Here is a 16,440-nt window from a genome sequence, read left to right as displayed (position 1 = left end):
GAAGGATGGCATTCAAACATTGCATTCGCCCCTGCCTACTACAATGGCGCGTCAGGATACGGTCTGTGGAATTGGAAGACGGCATACACGTTTACAGGATGGACTAACTCATCAGATTTTTCGCGCGACCAAGCATTCTTCACGGTGCATCCTCGAAACGGAAGGACCCTAGTGGCTACAGTTGGTGGCAATGGACTTGCTTATAACTATGGACACAATCAAACTGGAGTGAGAATATGGGGTTGGCCTGCAGAAAAACCCTACGATGGCACAACTCCTTACTACTGTGATGGGAATACCAAGAAGTGGCGTTTCTGGTCCAGCGACATGATAATGCCCTGCGACATGACCGGTGGAGCAAGTGGAGGCCCCTGGCTACGAACAAGAATCGATGCGAATCTGGGACATGTTTTCGGTGTAACATCTCGCCGTACAACTTCAGGAAGTAAGTTACTGATTTCTACACCTTTCGATGACGCGGTAAAAAATCTTTTCCAAGGTATTAAATGAGCCTGATAAAGAGGCGTTGGTTGCCTATATCGGTCGCAATATTTATTATCTGCCTTGTGATCGGGATAGTTTTTCTTGCCTTTTATTCACGGCAAGCTACTCCAGTGCAGGACTCTCCAACATCAACGCAAGCGCCTGTTGAACAGAGTGATTATTGGAATAAAGAGCGAATGGAGTCAGCTACTCCCGCTCCCATGCCATCGCCGTAAAAACAGTGATACTTTCCCAGTTCAAACTTACTCATATTATTTCTTATACACATGCCGTCGGTATCTCCACCTGTCGTTACCACGCGCAGTCTTGGACGAATGACACGGCTTACACAAGGCTTGCAGGTTCGCCTCATCATGCGTGCCACCATCTTCGAGCGGGACGATGTGGTCAACCTCTTGGGCTGGCGTCACACGCCCCTGAGTCTGGCACTGTTCGCACAACGGGTGGGCTTGGATGTAGGCGTTGCGGATTTTGCGCCGGCGGTGGTCGTAGCGCTTGTTGATCGCAGGGTCAAGCTGATACGTCCGGTACCGCTCGTCTTCTGCACGAGCGTGAGCCGGGCAGAAGCGGTGGTCGGTGAGTTCTGGGCAGCCGGGTTGGGAGCAGGGGCGTTTCGGTTTCCTCGGTACCACACCCACCTCCCACGAATACGGCAAGACCCCCAGACGGGCTACCGAGCGTCTGGGGGTCTTGGCCTAGTTGTCAACCGCTTACTACGTTACGGGCTGGTTTGGGGCAAGTCATCCGCGTTTGCCGACACCTTTTGGCGGGTGGGTTCACAGTCCACTCGGCCCATACAATGCCGTCGCCAACCGCCCCAGCGCCCGTGACTTCTTCTGGTGCGCGGTGGAGCGTTCGACGTAGAAGTGGTCGCACACCAGGTTGACGGCGTCTTCTTGTGGACCGTCGCCGAGGAAGAAAGCCTCGAGCACAAACCTGTCATCCTCCGACAGCAAACCCCAGGCGGGGAGGAACCAGTCGAGGTATTCGCGGGCTTGGCGTTGGCGTTCGGCGAGCAGGTCGATCTTGTCTAAGGTCGCAGCAATCCTGTTTTCGTTACCGTGCGGATTCACATAGCGCGGCAGGCCATCCAACCTAGGCGAGGCTGGGTGGACGAGATCCTCCCGAAGCTGATCTGCCACGTGGCTGGTGTCTCCTGCGGCGTGTTCCATGAGTGGGTAATCTTGCAGGGCGGCGATCGCGGCCTTGCGGGTGTCTAAGTATCGGGTCATGACATGCATTCGGTGTGCTCCTTTGCTGGTTGTAGCTCAGTGGTGACTGCGTCGATCAGTGCGGCCTGCGTCAGGTTCTTCGATTCCAAGGCTGATAGGGCGGCGGCGTCGAGGGTTCCGGTGGTGGCCAGATGCGTGATCGTCACCGGCTCGGACTGGCCTTGCCGATACAGGCGCGCATTCGTTTGTTGGTAAAGCTCGAGGCTCCAGGTCAGAGAGAACCAGACGAGCAGGTTGCCACCGGCTTGGAGGTTCAGTCCGTGCCCGGCTGAGGCCGGGTGGATCAGCGCGAGCGGAATCTGACGGGCATTCCACGCCTCGATGTCGCTACTGGTTTTCAGTTCGCGAGCCTGTGGGAATCGTTCGGTGATTCGTTGCAGGTCGTGTCGGTACCAGTACGCCACCAGCAGGGGCTGACCGTTGGCGGCCTCCACGAGGTCTTCGAGCGCGTCGAGTTTGCGGTCGTGCACCACTACGGTGTTGCCTTCTTCGTCGTAGATCGCGCCGGAGGCCAGCTGTAGCAGCTTGCCTGACAGTGCTGCGGCGTTCGCGGCGTCGATGACCTGCCCGTCGAGGTCGAGCACCATCTCATCTCGCAACCGCTCGTAGGCTTTGCGCTCCTTGGGTTCGAGGTCGACGAGCTTGGTGGTGACCGTCAGCTCGGGCAGGCGCAGGTAGTCGGTGGTGCGCATCGACAAGGTGATGTCGCTGATCGCCTCGTAGATCTCGTCCTCGGCACCGGGTGCGGGCTTGTAGGTGAAGATCTGCTGGCCGTTTCGCCGATCGGGTACGAACCAGCGGTTGCGGTAGTGGGTGATGAACCTGCCGAGGCGCTGGCCCTCATCAAGGAGACGGAACTGCGCCCACAGGTCCATCAGCCCGTTGGCTGCTGGCGTGCCGGTCAGTCCCACGATCCGGGTGAGACGTGGCCGCACGGAGGCGAGTGCTTTGAACCGTTGCGCCCGGTGGTTCTTAAACGAGCTCAGCTCGTCGATGACGACCATGTCGAACGGCCAGGCTTTGCCGAGGTGGCGCACCAGCCAGGGCACGTTTTCGCGGTTGATGACGGTCACCATCGCCTCGGCGGCAAGCGCGTCCACCCGCTGGGCTTTCGACCCCACGGCGACGGCAATGGTGAGTCCTGCCAGGTGGTCCCATTTGGTGGCCTCGGCGGGCCAGGTATCGCGGGCGACTCGCAGGGGTGCGACGATGAGGACGCGGCGGGCCTGGAAGGAGTCCAGCAGCAGGTTCCAGATTGCCGTCAAGGTGATCACCGTCTTGCCTAGCCCCATCCCGAGCAGGATCGCGGCCTGCGGGTGGTCTTCAACGAAGGCGGTGGCCTGTCGTTGGTAGTCATGCGGCTCGTAGCGCATCAGCCACCTCCTGGATCGCGTCAATGTTGTCAACGACGACCGCATCAACGCCGTGATCAGCGTAGGGGATCGCCGCTTTGTGCGCTACATCCCAGGCCTCATTCGATGCCAAGGTTGCTTTGGTCTGGATGCCGATTAATTGATTGCGCTCTAAACTGCCCTCGTTCGCCGCCTTGACCATCCAGACCGCTAACAAAGAGATCAGCGACGCATCAATGAGAAAGAAGACGAAAAGAATCAATGGTCCAGCGACTACGAAGGGGAACCTGTGTCACACCTGCCCGGTCGACGTGAATGGCCATTTCGATGATCGAATCGAGCCGGCGCTGGATCTGCTCAGTGAGCGCGGGATAAGGCATCACAGTGGTGGCCATGTGGTTATCCACCAGCGTGTATTGCGATCAACGGTACCGAATGCCTCGTTACTTGAGGCCATCCATCAGCGTCTCAATTCTGACGAGGTATGTTTTGTCGATTCCTCCAATATATTCTTCAACCCAGGTAAAGAACTCTCGCGCAGCCCCCAATACAGCCTTGAGGAAAGAATCAGGCTCCACCGGGTACCTCTGTCCGCGTAGCTCAAAAACAGCTATCGTTCCTCTCTTCGCGAGGGAGAAGGTAGCTGTTTCCTCGCTAAATTCCCCTTGCCCTCTGCCAGTTGATGCATAACTCTCAAGAGCATTAAGTAGTTCCTGCCAAAAAACGTCGACGTTGGTCCACGCATCCATCGGCATGATCTGAACCCCGTTAAGAATGAAAGAAACCCAGCCTTCACCAGGCAAAGACTTGTCACTTTGCCAATGCCACCAATGAGCCGCCTCGGCTGGATTAGCGGAAATAGATACCAGATGCTCGTCATGTTGCTGAGCGAAAAGCTCCGGAAACGTAACCCCTGTCCCTTTGAGGACAAAAGTTTCTATCTCGACTTTCGTCTCATTCATCCAGTGGTTCATACGCTCCCAATCTATCGTGGATGAAATGGCGAGCCGGCAATCGACTCAGCTAAAATCCGCACACACGAATAGACCGCCGCCGTATGCATCGCGGAGCGTTCAGTCCCCAACCTACCCGAGCTGGTGTGCTCGAACAATAAACAATAAGAAGAACCAAGCACGTGGTCATCACTTTTGCGGGCGGTGGTGCCACGTAACCAATTGATTAAACCCGTGGTGGCCTTCTTTCAATAATAGCTATGGGTGCCTCCACAGTGGAGACACCCATAACTTTAGCGGGAATAACAGGCTCTCACCTGCTGTTATACGGTGGTGCAGCCTGTATCTTATTTCATGGTGAAAACAACGAACTGATCATGATTTCCTGTTTTGATCACGTGGTTGAATATTGGTTTTACTTTTCCAGGTTGCCAGATGTCCAATAAGAGCCCCCGCACACAAAACGGCTCCGATCTTTCCGGTATCAACCCAAAAACTAAGAATTAGCAATGTTAATCCGAGGATTCCCATTACGAAAATAATTATTCGTGCCTCTTTTTGCTTTCGCGCTCTATCCTTACTCGAAGCAAGCACTATAAACATTCCCTAGGTTAAAGAGTTCGATCAAAGTCTGTTGAGCTTCTGGTCCAGCCTTTTTTGCAGCCCGCCTAACGGCCCGCGAAACTGCCGTCTTAAATGGTACTTTTGCTCTCCGCTGTGCATCGTAAGCGCGCTTGAAAGTCTTTACAAACTTAGTTGCACCACCGGCAGCTTTCAGAGCCGTACGGACTTTCGTAATCTTAAAGATTGGAAGGTTTGTCACGATAGCAAGGCCGATAGCACTAACACAACCGACTACTCCAAAAGTGGTAATGGCACCTGACTCTGAGTGAAATCCATCTCCCAGTCACGCTTTGAGCCAAGATTGCGCTACAGCATCTCCGGCTTGAAGGACACTCTCAGGAATCTCTTCAATCGCTTTAAAAGCAGCTAATAGCTGATCCTCCGATAATACAGGGGCTGGTGTGGTGCGTTGTGTGCCGTGAGAAATTTGTTGAGACGATGGTGTGTACTCGCTAAGTGGCGTGGCATTAGCTACTCCGCCAAATGCTAATGACAACGCAATTGTGCAGGTACTAGCAGTCGTCAGCTTCACAAATTTTCGAAGATTCATGGTCTTCATTCCTTTCGTCGTGCTGTCTTGATTGACGGCGGGTAGTGCAGCTTGGGAATCTGGGCTACGGCCTCCTCTTAGAGACAAGAAAAATGTTAAGTTAGATAACCCTTACCGTCAATAATGTTCATAAAAAATTCTCAACACCAATAGACCGCGTGACTCGTACACCGGCCGGCTCGTATCCGCGCCGCCGCCTCGGTTTGTTTCATCTTTAGCCTTAGCGCTTCGTTGTGCGAGGTAACAAACTCGTGCCCGGCAAACCCGCAACTGAACGCCACATTGACGAGATTGAAGACAGCGAGCACGTCCTCCCAGACTGGCGTCCAGCCCACGACCGCAAACCTTTGGAAGATCTACGCAACACACAGTAGCCACTGGCTTGGCTTGCCGTTGCGTCCTAAACTGCGTCACTAGGCTCTCAACTTCACCCCAGCATATGGGTTACGCGTTCCGCTTTGCGACCTGAACCACTGCCCAGCCGTCAGGCAATTCCCACACATAAAACGTGGCGGGCAGGTCCGAAAACCTGCCCGCCACAAGGACACTACTTAGTTAGGCGCCGAAGACGGCGCGCAGGGCAAGCACGCTCACCGCGCCCAAGATTGCTGCGACCGGAACCGTGATGACCCACGCGAGCGCGATCGGCTTCATGAGCTTCCAGTTAGCGGCCTTGTTGACAATGCCCACACCCAAGACAGCACCAATCAGGATGTGCGTCGAAGAAACCGGCAAGCCCATAACCGATGCCAACATCACGATACCCGCCGCGGCAAGTTCCGCCGCGAAACCGGACGCCGGGTGCATCTCAGTCAAGCCAGAACCAACGGTCTTGATCACGAAGCGGCCGATGAACCACAGCCCGACAATCAGCGCGACGCCGGCGGTCAGCATCACGGCAGGCGGAACCCCGGCCTCGTCGTTGACCTGGCCGGTCTTGAGAACATCGAGGATCGCCGCGAACGGACCAATCGCGTTAGCGATGTCGTTAGAACCATGGCTGAACGCAAACGCGGACGCCGTGAAAACCTGCATCCAGCTGAACAACACAAACGTGGAACGCGAAAGATCATGCTTCTTGAGCGAACGCGCGAAGATGAAAACCGCCATCCACACAGTCGCGGCGATCATCCCGAGAATCAGGAAGTTACCGACCGAGCTGAGCTCAAAATTGAGGTTCTTCAACCCCTTGAACAGCATCATCGAACCGATCACAACCGCCCCGAACGCCGCGAGCAACGGAACCCAGGTTTCAAGCGCGCGGTGCGCTTGAACCTCCCGAGCGCGAGTCTCTACGCTGTGCAGGTCCCGGTAATACTCAGACTCGAGCTCCTCCGGATCCAAATCCTCACGCTGATACACCGACGCGTCACGGGCCATCGCGTTCGTGTAAGAAATCTTCTGCAACTCATCGAGCCGCTCAAAAGCCTTCTTGTGGCGGGTACGCAGCTCAGCGCGTTCACGCCTGAGCTCACGCAGCTTCACATCCATCTGCTCGTTATAGACCAGGATATGCTTCTTGATCTGCCCGAACAGAACCCACGCAACAATGCCACCCAGCAACGGAGACAGCACCCACGAGAGCACGATCTTTCCGATCTCGCTCCACTGCACCATCTCGAAACCACCGGTGCCGGTAGCGAAACCCAGCGCGAGCGCCGCGCCAACAATACCGCCGACAATCGAGTGCGTCGTCGAAACCGGCCAACCCATGCGGGTAGCAATCAAGAGCCAGATCGCCGCACCGAACGGCGCCGACATCATGATGAACACGAAGTCCATCGGTTGCAGATCGATCGCGTTGAGGTCCACGATGCCCGAACGCACCGTCTCCGTAACCTCGCCGCCAGCGAGCACCGCGCCACTGACCTCGAAGATCGCAGCGATAATGAGCGCTTGCTTCATCGTCAGCGTCCCCGCACCAACACTGGTACCGAACGAGTTCGCGACGTCGTTACCGCCGATGTTGAACGCCATGAACAAGCCGAAAAGGATCGTCAGAACAAGGATGGCCTTGTTCGCGCCCGGATCAACATAGGTGAAGGACCAGCTCATGAACACCGCGAGCGTGACGGCCATGAGAGTTCCGAAAGAAAGATGCCACCAGCGGTCTGGGCCTAGAAACCCTTGTTTGCTTGGTAGCGCTGAAGAATCCTGCTGTGGTTTGAGTGACTGCGCCATAGAAAAACCTTTCCCTACAGGGTTCATCGTGACGCAGGCGGTTGAAATACAAGGCGGACTTACGTGAACATTTTGTGACCAGTGAGTACCGAAGAGAGGCCTCTAAATTTCGCGGAATATCGCGGCATATGAGCTGTTATTAAATCCATCCGTTTGACTTTGCGACATGGGCGGCCTCGAAGCGGTTATCGGCACCCGTCTTGGACATGATGCTCGAGATATGGTTGCGCACCGTGCCCGGCGACAAATGCAGTGCCTTCGCTATCGCTGGGGCGCTCTTGCCCTGAAACAGTTGGTCACAGACCTCGGTTTCTCGTTCGCTCAACGGATTGTCCGGCGCCAACAAGCTGTCCCGAGCCAGAGTCGGGTCGATGACCCGCAACCCGGCATGAACGCGCCGGATCGCCTCCGCGAGCTCATTAGGGGGAGTGTCCTTCACGATGAAGCCGTCCACACCCGCTTGCATCGCCTGCTTGACGTAGCCGGCCTTGCCGAACGTCGTCACAATCAAGCAACGGCACGGATGTCCCGTAAGCTCCTTGGCGACACCCAGGCCGTTGAGGCCAGGCATCTCGATGTCCAACAGCGCAACATCGATGGGATGCTCACGTACCAGCTGCAGAGCTTCGGTTCCGGTCGCGCATTCAGCGACAACCTCAAGATCCGGCTCCGAACTCAGCAAAGCAACCAACGCCCCACGCACGAGCGACTGGTCCTCAGCGATAAGTAGACGAATTTTCTTCACCGGATGCCCTCCTCAGCCTCGGTGCTACCAGCAATGGCGCCGTCGTCTAGCAGCACGTTGCCTCCACCCATCGAAACCAAAACCCGCGTCAGGCCTCGCTCGCGGGACACCGTCAGCGTCCCGCCCGCCGCCTCTACGCGCTCACGCAAGCCAGCCAAGCCGCCGTCATCGCTACTGGTGGTATCAGCGCTAAAGCCGCAACCATCGTCGGTGACCTGCAGCTTATCCGCAGTCATACTGACCCAACACGTACGCGCACCGGAATGCCGGACCACATTTGTGGTCAGCTCCCGCAAACACCAAGAGAACACGGTCTCGTGCTCACCCGCCGACGTCAGACGTTCCGGAAGATGCGCGGTGATGCCCTTCGTCTCCAGAGCCCGGCGCGCCCCCTGCACCTCACCTGCGAAGGTTGGCGTGCGCATCCGGGTGACCGTCGCGCGAACCTCCGCAAGCGCCAGTCGGGACAGCTCAGCGATCTCCTTGAGCTCCTTCTCCGCCTGCTCGGCGTTGTTATGAAGGGCCCGGCGCGCAACCTCAGACTTCAGATTGATGACAGTGAGAGAGTGCCCCAGAAGATCGTGCACGTCGGTAGCGATGTTTTCCCGCTGCTGAGCAAGGTCAAGCTCATGCTGCAACTGATAGCGAGACACATCGTACTGACTGAAAACACCCACCGCGACCAACAGGAACGGCATCGCGAACAAGACCAGCGATGACCAGCCAAGATCCTCCGGCGCTACAAACCACACCGCGAGAGTGCCAACAACACCAGTCGCGGCCACGATGGGGAGCGACTTCCTCCACGGCACCGAGAACCCCAGCATCGCTGCTAGATACGGCGCGTAACTGATCACACCCGTCTTGATGACTGGAACGCTCGCCAACGCAATCACCAGCAAGACGGCCCACCGCAGCATGGCCCGAGAGAACTGACTCCAGCCGCTCGGATAGCTCTCCATCGAGCCGAACGCCCAGAAATAGAAGGCTGAAAAGACGGCCACGCACGCCGTCATCCACACCTTATCCCTGGCGCTATAGCCCGCCCCCAAGTAAACCTGGACCAAGACCGCGGCCAGGAAAACGAGCCATATCGCGGCGAAGATCGCGTTGTTGAGCTGGAAGTTTTTGAAAGGGTGCATCAGCTTCGGTTCTTGTCGCGTTTGCGCATCATCAGGCAGAAGCCCACGAAGATCGCCGTCCATACCGAGATGCTAACCCAGGCGTGCCACATCGGCTCGTATGTAAATCCCATGCCAGCTACCTGCCCGCCCTCGGCCAGCGGCCACCGAACCAGCATCATGGCGCCATACATCGGGGTGAACCGGCCAATATCCAGCAACGCCCCCGTCAACGGCATGAACATGTTGGCAGCGAACGCGAGGATCACAATCGAACCGGTAGCGATGCCGACCGTGTTTTCCTTCGGGATCGCCAGAGTCCACGCCAAGCCGTAGAAGCCGAACGGAATCGAACACAGAACACACGCGAGGAAGGTCAACGCCCATTGTTCGGGCTGCATCTTCGCGTTCGTAAGCCCGCCAGCAATGAACACAGCTGCAATCGGCAACACTGCGCGCACCGCGATGCTCACGGCATTCGCGAACGCAAGCTGCGCAGGACGCAGGGGAGTCAGCGCAAGCTGGCGGCCCCAACCGCTACGGCTATCCGTCACGGACGTTCCCGCTGCGCCGACCGCACCGACCACGCCCGCGTAGAACGCCATACCCAACATGACGTACGCGGCTACGTTGCCACCGTTGATTTCCAACTGGCCGTAACTCTGCAACGCGCCGAAAATCAGATAGAAAAAGATCGGTAGCCCGATGCTGAAGAAGATCGTGGCCATGTCGCGGCGCAGCCGCAGAAGCTCATGGCTGGCGAATCGCAGGGTCCGGCTCATTGAACTCGTTGACGTGGTGGTTGTGCTCATCGTTTTCGTGGTCATGAGTCCTACGCCTCCTGCGTGGTCTGTGTTGGATCTGAGTTCTGGGCGAGTGCGGCGTCCTGCGTGAGTGAGAGGAACGTCTCCTCGAGGCTGTGGCTCGTAATTCCGAGGTTGCGAGCGTCAGTTTCGGTCAGCAAATACCGGGCCACCGCATCGGAATTGTGAGCCGTAATCTGTAGGCGATTTCCGTTGGTTTCGTAGCTTTCAACGCCCGGCAACTCCGGTAGTTCCGGGATGCCGCCGGGGAATTCGGCGGTAACCGTGCGGTGCGAGTTCATGCTGCGCAGCTCATCTGTGGTGCCGTCAGCGATGATCTCGCCCTTGTTGATCAGCACGATGCGTTGCGCGAATTGGTCGGCTTCCTCAAGGTAATGGGTTGCGAAGATGATGGTGCGGCCCTGCTGCGCCTGATGCTTCATGGAATCCCAGAAGCGGTGGCGTGCGCCGGCGTCCATGCCGGCGGTGGGCTCGTCGAGGATGAGGATGTCCGGATCGCCGAGGATCGCCAGCGCGAAACGGATCCGCTGTTGCTCGCCGCCGGAACACTTGCCGACGCGGCGCTTATAGATCGGCTCAAGGTTGGCTTGGGCCACGACCTCGTCGAGGGGGAGGTGCTGCGGGAAGGTCGCCGCGATCATTTTCAACGTGTCTTTGACGGTGAGGTCATTGAGCAGGCCGCCGGTCTGCATGAGCGCGCCGATGTTCTGGTTGTAGACCGCCTGCTTGGGCGTCTGGCCCATGACGCTGACGGTTCCTGAGATCGTTGTGGTCAGTCCCAGGATGATGTCCACCAGGGTGGTCTTGCCCGCTCCGTTGGTGCCGAGCAACGCGATGATCTCACCCGGCTGGACCGTGAGGCTTACGTCCCTGAGCGCATGCACGGGATTGCCTGACCGGGCGTTGAACGTCTTGCTGACCCCGGCTAGTTCTATTGCCGGTGTGCGTGCCATGTTTGGAGTGCGGTGTGCCGATGTCTTATCTGCCGTTCTCATGGTTTTTACGCTATTCGGACAGCGTGCTTCGTGTGCATAGCGTGTGTCACCACTTACCCATGACAGTTGTCATGGGCGCGGTTAAAGCGGAAGGCTGGCTCCCTCGGGAAGTGAGGGAACCAGCCTTCCGTTTGTCGCTAGTGCGGCGTTAGCTTAGGGAGCTTTAGCCTTCGAGCTTGCGCAGCGCCTCGAGCTGCTCTGGCGTCAAGTCCTCATCGATCTTGCCGCCAGCCTGCGCATCGTTGCCGGCCTGGGATTCAACAGCCTTAGGGGCCTGCTTGCCTGCACCGTGCTTGAGAGCCGCGAGACGAGCCTCAACCTCGGTCTTCTCGCCGAGGTCTTCAAGCTGCTCGAACTGAGAATCGATCGACGACGCCTGGAGCTCCTGCTGGCCACGAACCTGCGCCTCCTGGCGGCGGATCTTCTCCTCGAAACGGGAGATTTCGCTGGTTGGGTCCATGATGTCGATCGAACCCAGAGCCTCGTTGACCTTGCTCTGAGCGTCAGCGGACTTCTGGCGAGCAACAAGCTGGTTGCGCTTAGTGCGCAGCTCCTCAAGCTTGTTCTTCATCTGCGCCAAGCCGTTCTTGAGGCGCTCAACAACATCCTCCTGAGCCGCGATGCCCGGCTCAGCTGCCTTCGCATCGTTCTCAGCGGACATCTGCTTCTGCAGAGCAACCTTGGCGAGGTTATCGAACTTATCGGCGTCCGCGGAGTTACCTTCCGAACGGAACTCGTCAGCCTTGTTCGATGCTGCGAGTGCCTTCTGGCCCCACTCCTGAGCGGCCTTGACGTCGGTCTGGTAGTCCTCCTGAGCCAGGCGCAGGTTACCGATCGTGGTGGCGATAGCAGCCTCAGCCTCACGAATGTTGTCCGTGTAGTCGCGGATCATCTGATCCAGCATCTTCTGCGGATCCTCCGCGTTGTCGAGCATCGCGTTGATGTTCGCACGGACCAACTGGCCAATACGGCCAAGGATCGACTGTTTCTTTGCCATGGTTCTCCTTTATTGAGGGCGTCAAGACTGATGAAGTATCAGGCTAGTGACATCTAACGTTCAGCCTAGTTGGCATGCGCCGTTCTGAGTAGAGGTGACAGCGCCGAGTTTGCTGAGCGTTTGCCAAAGATTCCTCGGCAACAGCGTCCCAGCATCGGCGAATTCAGTATCGACCAGCTCAGTACCGTCGGCGCGAACGGTTGCGGCCGTTGTGCGGATAGCCGTAGCCGAACGGATTCCGCCGCCCGCCGTAGCCAGGACGGCCGTAGCGTGGACCTGCGAACGTCTGGTTCAGGATGTTGAACACGCTTTCGAGGGTGTCGTCGTCCTCGTACCGGTTACTCGTTTCGGCCTCCGCGTTACGCGCCGCGGCTTCGGCGAGCTTGAGCGCGCGGTCAGCGTGCTGGGCCGCAGTCACGGGATCGCTCGCACGCATGTCCATCGCCTGATTCAGGAAACGCTGCGCTTCAGAAAGCCGCGTCCGGGTAGTGGAACCCACCTTGTTGCGGTTAGCGCGAACATAATCCTCAACAGATTCGATGCGCGCCGCAGCACGGTTGGCAACGTCATCCAGACGGGCCTGGGCACTAGCACGCTGCTCGTCCTCAGACTGTGCCTTCCCGAGCGGGTCACTCAACGCATCGTGCGCGGTAGCGAGCTCATCCGACAACGCGATCGGATCGTATGGGCCGGCATCCATCGCGCCATAGACCTTCTTGATGACCCGATCCAGACGGTCCGCTGGGCCCTGTAGTGCGGAACGGCCTGCATCGACCATCGCGCGCGCCGCATCGATATCCTTTTCAGCCTGGTGAATATTTTGCGGAAGCTTTTGCTTAGCGGTAGCAAGCCGCTCCCGCACAGTCTCTACGCGGGTCACCAAAGCATCGGCATCCACCTGCGCCGTCTCGGCCTGAACAATCGCGACGGCCGCGCTCGGCTGATCACCCGAATCCCACGCGGAACGCGCACCCTTCAGGATCTCCGAAAGATCTTCGAGGCGGCTCGTTGCACGCTCAACAACACCATCCACCCGGTCGCGGGCGCTCTGCGTGTACTCGGTTTCAACGCCGGCAATGTCCGATTGGCCCTGCTCAAGCCGACCGACCATCTCAACCAATGCCGCGTTCAGCTCGTCGATGCGCTGTGGGGCGTCGTGTTCAACGTTGCGCAGGTCACTGAACTCCGCGGCACGGCTCTGCAACGTGTCGATCGCGCGCTGGGTGCGCTCCAAGATCTCCTCGAGCCACGCGTTCTGATCCTGCGGCGAATCAGGCTTGTCGTCATCAAGCAGCTGTTGCCGCTGGAACGCTGCAGAAACATCGGCGCGAGCCTCTTCCAGCGTTGCGCGGAAAGACTCAACCTTCGCCTCGCCATACGCTGCTACAGCGAAATCGATCTCTTGGGTTGCGGCCCGCAGTGCTTCATCGGCGGCGATGAGGGAAGCCGATGCGTCCTTACGTTTGGCGTCCAGCTGCTCAGCCGAAAGGATCTGCGGCGCCTGCTCAGACACGCCCCCAACCGGGAGGCCCGTTGCACCCCAGCCAGGGGAGTTGCGCCAGCGTTCACGCCGCTCTTTACGTTTCTTCCCTTGCAGGATGTTGAAAACCACGAACGCGCCAACAAGCGCGATCACGAAGACCGCCAGCACCCCGGCCATCGAAAGGCTCGCGGCCAACGGCAGCGGTGTGGTGTGAAGCATGTCGATATGAAACGCCATGTCTAAAGCTTTCCACATAATGCCTCTGCTTCAAGGATTCTTTGGGTTACTTTCAAGAAACTGCAGACCCACATCCCAGGCGCCTGCCAGGAGGCGTCGTTAGTGTGGGGTGAGAAGGTTGGACCGAATCTCACACCGAAAGTTCACACATGTCCCATCCACATCCCGAAAACGAGCACACCGACACCGCGCGCTACAACGCGATGCCTCCAGCGCTAGGCGAAAACGCGTTTCAGCAAGCGCCCCCTCCGCCGCTCGAGGATGGTCCGCTCAAGGATGGTCCGCTAGAGGATGGGACGCAACAGCATCCCCAGTTGCACCCGCAGACGCAGCAACAGCACACGCAGCATCAGCCGACGCCGCATCAGCCGCAGTATGAGGCAACGTTTTCGGCACAGCAGCATCAGCCGTCGAATCTGATGTATGGTGCGGCACAAGATCAGAGCGCTACAGAGCAGAGTGAGAGAAAGTCGTCGCGGCGTCCTGGGTGGGGGATTGTCGCGGGTGCGCTGATCGTGGGTGCTATCGCCGGTGGCGGTGCAGGCGCCGGTGTGCTGGCACTCAACAACGGGAACAACGCCACGCAGAATCCGGGAGTTCAGCAAGAGGTTCGCGATCAGATCGTCGCGAACCCCAAGACCGCAACCACGGTTTCGCACGCGGCTCAGTCCGCGATGCCGTCGGTTGTGACGATTTCCGCGTCCGGGAACAACAAGTCGGGTAGCGGTTCCGGCGTCATCGTGTCTGAAGACGGCTACGTCCTGACTAATCAGCACGTCGCAACCTTGGGTGGCGCGTCAGATAAGGCCACCATCGAGGTCCAGACTTCCGACGGCACGACGTACCCAGCCATGCTGGTGGGGCAGGATCCGCTGTATGACCTCGCGGTGGTCAAGCTTGAGAACACGAACGGTAAGAAGTTCAGCCCGATCACGTTTGCCAACATGGACGATGTGAACGTTGGCTCGGACGCGATCGCTATTGGTGCGCCGTTGGGGCTTCCGAACACGGTCTCGACGGGCATCATCTCTAACCGTGAGCGTTCCATTTCGATCGCCTCATCGGCGGTCAAGTCAGCCCCTGAAGCCGATGGTGGGGAAAGTGATCCGCATCAGTTCCAGATCCCTGGGCAGGAGCAACAAAAGCAGCCTTCTGGCCGTATCTCGATCAACGTGTTGCAGACCGACGCTTCGATCAACCACGGCAACTCGGGCGGCGCGCTCGTCAACAATAAGGGCGAGCTGATTGGCATCAATGTTGCGATTTATGCTCCGAGCGAGGATTCCGGTTCGATCGGTTTGGGCTTCGCGGTTCCTGGCAACATCGCTCAGCGTGTCGCGCACGAGCTGATGAGCAACGGTAAGGCGTCCCACGGTCAGCTGGGTTTGTTGGCGCGTTCGCAGCCAAGTAACGAGGGCCGCTCTGCGATCTTCACTGAGGGCGCGGTGGTTTCGGAGGTTTCATCTGATTCGCCCGCTGGGCAGGCCGGTATTCAGAAGGGCGACGTGATTACCAAGGTTGGCGGCAAACGCATGAATGACGCCGTTGATCTGACCGCGACGATTCGTTCGTACGCGGCCGGCACTAAGGTTCCGGTGACGATCCGACGTGATGGGCAGGAGCGCACGGTCGAGGTCACGTTGGGTAGCGCGGAGGCCTAGCGGCGGGAACAGCCGAAAGCATAATCGGGGGCGTTTAAGGCCCTCAAGCTAGCGGTGGCTTATACGATGGTCTAAGAACGGCGTCGTATAAGCCACCGTTTTGTGTTCATTGAGAGCAGTTTGTGTTCATTGCGACCGGGAGTGAAAACATGAGTACAGCCGAGACGAGCCCACAGAATGTGATGGTCTTGGTGAAGTACGTTCCTGATGCTCAGTTTGAGCGGCAGTTCGATTCGGAGAACCGTTTGGTGCGTGAGGAATCGATCTTGTCTGAGCTGGATGAGAACGCCATTGAGGCGGCTGTTGCGTTGTCTGAGGCTGCTGGCGGGGACAAGGTGTGCCCTGTGACGGTGGTGACGATGGGCCCGGAGGGCGCTAAGGCTGCGTTGAAGAAGGCTTTGCAGATGGGCGCTACGCGCGCGGTGCATGTTTCGGATGACCAGTTGGCTGGCTCTGATGCGCTTTCGACGTCGCGTGTTTTGGAGGCCGCTATCCGCGCCGAGGCTCCTGATGTTGTGGTGTTCGGCATGGAGTCGACGGACGCCGAGATGGGTGTCATGCCGTCGTTGGTTGCTGCTCGTCTTGGTTGGCCTCAGCTGACGATGTTGGACTCGCTTGACCTGGAAGCGGGCCGTTTGCGGGGCCGCCGCGAAGGCATCGGCGAGACGCTTGAGGTTGCTAGCGGCTGGCCTGTTGTGGTTTCGGTGACGGACCAAGCGAATGAGCCTCGTTACCCGAACTTCAAGTCGATGCTTGCGGCGCGTAAGAAGAAGACGGACACGGTGACGCTTGGGGATCTTGGTTTGTCGGCTGATTGGGTGGGGTCGTCTGCGGCTTCGGCTGTTGTGACTTCGGCTGAGCCGGTTCCTGCGCGGAAGCCTGGCCGTGTGATTGTTGATGATGGTGCGGCTGGCGAGGCGTTGGCCGAGTATTTGGCTGAGAATAATCTGCTCTAACCCTGGTGCGCCGCTCACGCTGGAG

General features: G+C 58.2%; 17 protein-coding genes. 3 read left to right on the top strand and 14 right to left on the bottom strand.

Translation table 11 applies throughout. The features are described 5' to 3' along the window. Positions 1-171: 171 nt before the first annotated feature. Positions 172-510: a trypsin-like serine peptidase gene (locus tag JOD50_RS00735; RefSeq protein ID WP_204880046.1), complete on the top strand. Its 339-nt coding sequence runs from the start codon at positions 172-174 to the stop codon at positions 508-510. A 245-nt stretch (positions 511-755) separates the two neighbouring features. Here JOD50_RS00735 and JOD50_RS10565 read toward each other — a convergent pair whose 3' ends face one another. The 14 genes from JOD50_RS10565 to JOD50_RS00665 all read right to left on the bottom strand — a co-directional run bounded on the left by JOD50_RS10565 (position 756) and on the right by JOD50_RS00665 (position 13,798). Then, positions 756-1,136, bottom strand: coding sequence for an HNH endonuclease (locus tag JOD50_RS10565; protein ID WP_204880045.1), 381 nt, complete (start codon positions 1,134-1,136; stop codon positions 756-758). 144 nt (positions 1,137-1,280) lie between these two features. Then, complete coding sequence (locus JOD50_RS00725; protein WP_231583058.1) at positions 1,281-1,736, bottom strand: hypothetical protein; 456 nt, start codon at positions 1,734-1,736, stop codon at positions 1,281-1,283. Beyond that, positions 1,733-3,109 carry a DEAD/DEAH box helicase gene (locus tag JOD50_RS00720; RefSeq protein ID WP_204880044.1) on the bottom strand — a complete coding sequence of 459 codons (1,377 nt, stop codon included), beginning with the start codon at positions 3,107-3,109 and terminating at the stop codon, positions 1,733-1,735. The genes JOD50_RS00725 and JOD50_RS00720 overlap by 4 nt, the downstream gene beginning before the upstream one ends. Then, positions 3,090-3,350: an SdpI family protein gene (locus JOD50_RS00715; protein WP_204880043.1), complete on the bottom strand. Its 261-nt coding sequence runs from the start codon at positions 3,348-3,350 to the stop codon at positions 3,090-3,092. The genes JOD50_RS00720 and JOD50_RS00715 overlap by 20 nt, the downstream gene beginning before the upstream one ends. Beyond that, a complete protein-coding gene (locus JOD50_RS00710; RefSeq protein ID WP_204880042.1) occupies positions 3,322-3,483 on the bottom strand; it encodes a hypothetical protein in 162 nt (53 codons plus the stop codon). The genes JOD50_RS00715 and JOD50_RS00710 overlap by 29 nt, the downstream gene beginning before the upstream one ends. A gap of 48 nt (positions 3,484-3,531) precedes the next feature. Continuing rightward, entirely contained in the window at positions 3,532-4,050 is a 519-nt protein-coding gene (locus tag JOD50_RS00705) for a hypothetical protein (protein ID WP_204880041.1), read from the bottom strand. An 898-nt stretch (positions 4,051-4,948) separates the two neighbouring features. Further along, positions 4,949-5,224 (bottom strand): hypothetical protein, encoded by a 276-nt coding sequence (locus tag JOD50_RS00700; RefSeq protein WP_204880040.1) that lies wholly within the window; start codon positions 5,222-5,224, stop codon positions 4,949-4,951. A 546-nt stretch (positions 5,225-5,770) separates the two neighbouring features. Then, positions 5,771-7,396 carry an inorganic phosphate transporter gene (locus JOD50_RS00695; protein WP_204880039.1) on the bottom strand — a complete coding sequence of 542 codons (1,626 nt, stop codon included), beginning with the start codon at positions 7,394-7,396 and terminating at the stop codon, positions 5,771-5,773. Positions 7,397-7,535: 139 nt separating this feature from the next. After that, on the bottom strand, positions 7,536-8,141 hold the full coding sequence (locus JOD50_RS00690; RefSeq protein WP_204880038.1) for a response regulator: 606 nt from the start codon (positions 8,139-8,141) through the stop codon (positions 7,536-7,538). Then, positions 8,138-9,346, bottom strand: a complete 1,209-nt coding sequence (locus tag JOD50_RS00685) for a sensor histidine kinase (RefSeq protein WP_204880037.1) — start codon at positions 9,344-9,346, stop codon at positions 8,138-8,140. The genes JOD50_RS00690 and JOD50_RS00685 overlap by 4 nt, the downstream gene beginning before the upstream one ends. Then, the gene (locus JOD50_RS00680) at positions 9,283-10,089 is read right to left on the bottom strand and encodes an ABC transporter permease (RefSeq protein WP_204880036.1); all 807 of its coding nucleotides are present in this window, start codon (positions 10,087-10,089) and stop codon (positions 9,283-9,285) included. Before JOD50_RS00680 ends, JOD50_RS00685 begins: the two co-directional genes overlap by 64 nt. 5 nt (positions 10,090-10,094) lie before the next feature. After that, positions 10,095-11,039: an ABC transporter ATP-binding protein gene (locus JOD50_RS00675; protein WP_204880035.1), complete on the bottom strand. Its 945-nt coding sequence runs from the start codon at positions 11,037-11,039 to the stop codon at positions 10,095-10,097. Positions 11,040-11,244: 205 nt separating this feature from the next. Continuing rightward, a complete protein-coding gene (locus JOD50_RS00670; RefSeq protein WP_204880034.1) occupies positions 11,245-12,078 on the bottom strand; it encodes a PspA/IM30 family protein in 834 nt (277 codons plus the stop codon). Positions 12,079-12,256: 178 nt separating this feature from the next. Beyond that, entirely contained in the window at positions 12,257-13,798 is a 1,542-nt protein-coding gene (locus tag JOD50_RS00665; protein ID WP_204880033.1) for a coiled-coil domain-containing protein, read from the bottom strand. Positions 13,799-13,947: 149 nt separating this feature from the next. Here JOD50_RS00665 and JOD50_RS00660 point away from each other — a divergent pair, with 149 nt between their 5' ends. Continuing rightward, on the top strand, positions 13,948-15,459 hold the full coding sequence (locus tag JOD50_RS00660; protein ID WP_204880032.1) for a S1C family serine protease: 1,512 nt from the start codon (positions 13,948-13,950) through the stop codon (positions 15,457-15,459). A gap of 149 nt (positions 15,460-15,608) precedes the next feature. Further along, the gene (locus JOD50_RS00655) at positions 15,609-16,415 is read left to right on the top strand and encodes an electron transfer flavoprotein subunit beta/FixA family protein (protein WP_204880031.1); all 807 of its coding nucleotides are present in this window, start codon (positions 15,609-15,611) and stop codon (positions 16,413-16,415) included. Positions 16,416-16,440: the final 25 nt, after the last annotated feature.

The sequence above is a fragment of the Pseudoglutamicibacter cumminsii genome (assembly GCF_016907775.1).
Lineage (GTDB): Bacteria > Actinomycetota > Actinomycetes > Actinomycetales > Micrococcaceae > Pseudoglutamicibacter > Pseudoglutamicibacter cumminsii.
This window is presented reverse-complemented; position numbering and strand designations above follow the sequence as displayed.

Excerpts from the sequence above, each read along its gene's own strand:
- JOD50_RS00725 (WP_231583058.1), bottom strand. The coding sequence starts at position 1,736 with ATGACCCGATACTTAGACACCCGCAAGGCCGCGATCGCCGCCCTGCAA.
- JOD50_RS00720 (WP_204880044.1), bottom strand. The coding sequence starts at position 3,109 with ATGCGCTACGAGCCGCATGACTACCAACGACAGGCCACCGCCTTCGTT.
- JOD50_RS00710 (WP_204880042.1), bottom strand. The coding sequence starts at position 3,483 with ATGGCCACCACTGTGATGCCTTATCCCGCGCTCACTGAGCAGATCCAG.
- JOD50_RS00705 (WP_204880041.1), bottom strand. The coding sequence starts at position 4,050 with ATGAATGAGACGAAAGTCGAGATAGAAACTTTTGTCCTCAAAGGGACA.
- JOD50_RS00700 (WP_204880040.1), bottom strand. The coding sequence starts at position 5,224 with ATGAAGACCATGAATCTTCGAAAATTTGTGAAGCTGACGACTGCTAGT.
- JOD50_RS00695 (WP_204880039.1), bottom strand. The coding sequence starts at position 7,396 with ATGGCGCAGTCACTCAAACCACAGCAGGATTCTTCAGCGCTACCAAGC.
- JOD50_RS00685 (WP_204880037.1), bottom strand. The coding sequence starts at position 9,346 with ATGGACGGCGATCTTCGTGGGCTTCTGCCTGATGATGCGCAAACGCGA.
- JOD50_RS00680 (WP_204880036.1), bottom strand. The coding sequence starts at position 10,089 with ATGACCACGAAAACGATGAGCACAACCACCACGTCAACGAGTTCAATG.
- JOD50_RS00675 (WP_204880035.1), bottom strand. The coding sequence starts at position 11,039 with ATGGCACGCACACCGGCAATAGAACTAGCCGGGGTCAGCAAGACGTTC.
- JOD50_RS00670 (WP_204880034.1), bottom strand. The coding sequence starts at position 12,078 with ATGGCAAAGAAACAGTCGATCCTTGGCCGTATTGGCCAGTTGGTCCGT.
- JOD50_RS00665 (WP_204880033.1), bottom strand. The coding sequence starts at position 13,798 with ATGGCGTTTCATATCGACATGCTTCACACCACACCGCTGCCGTTGGCC.
- JOD50_RS00660 (WP_204880032.1), top strand. The coding sequence starts at position 13,948 with ATGTCCCATCCACATCCCGAAAACGAGCACACCGACACCGCGCGCTAC.
- JOD50_RS00655 (WP_204880031.1), top strand. The coding sequence starts at position 15,609 with ATGAGTACAGCCGAGACGAGCCCACAGAATGTGATGGTCTTGGTGAAG.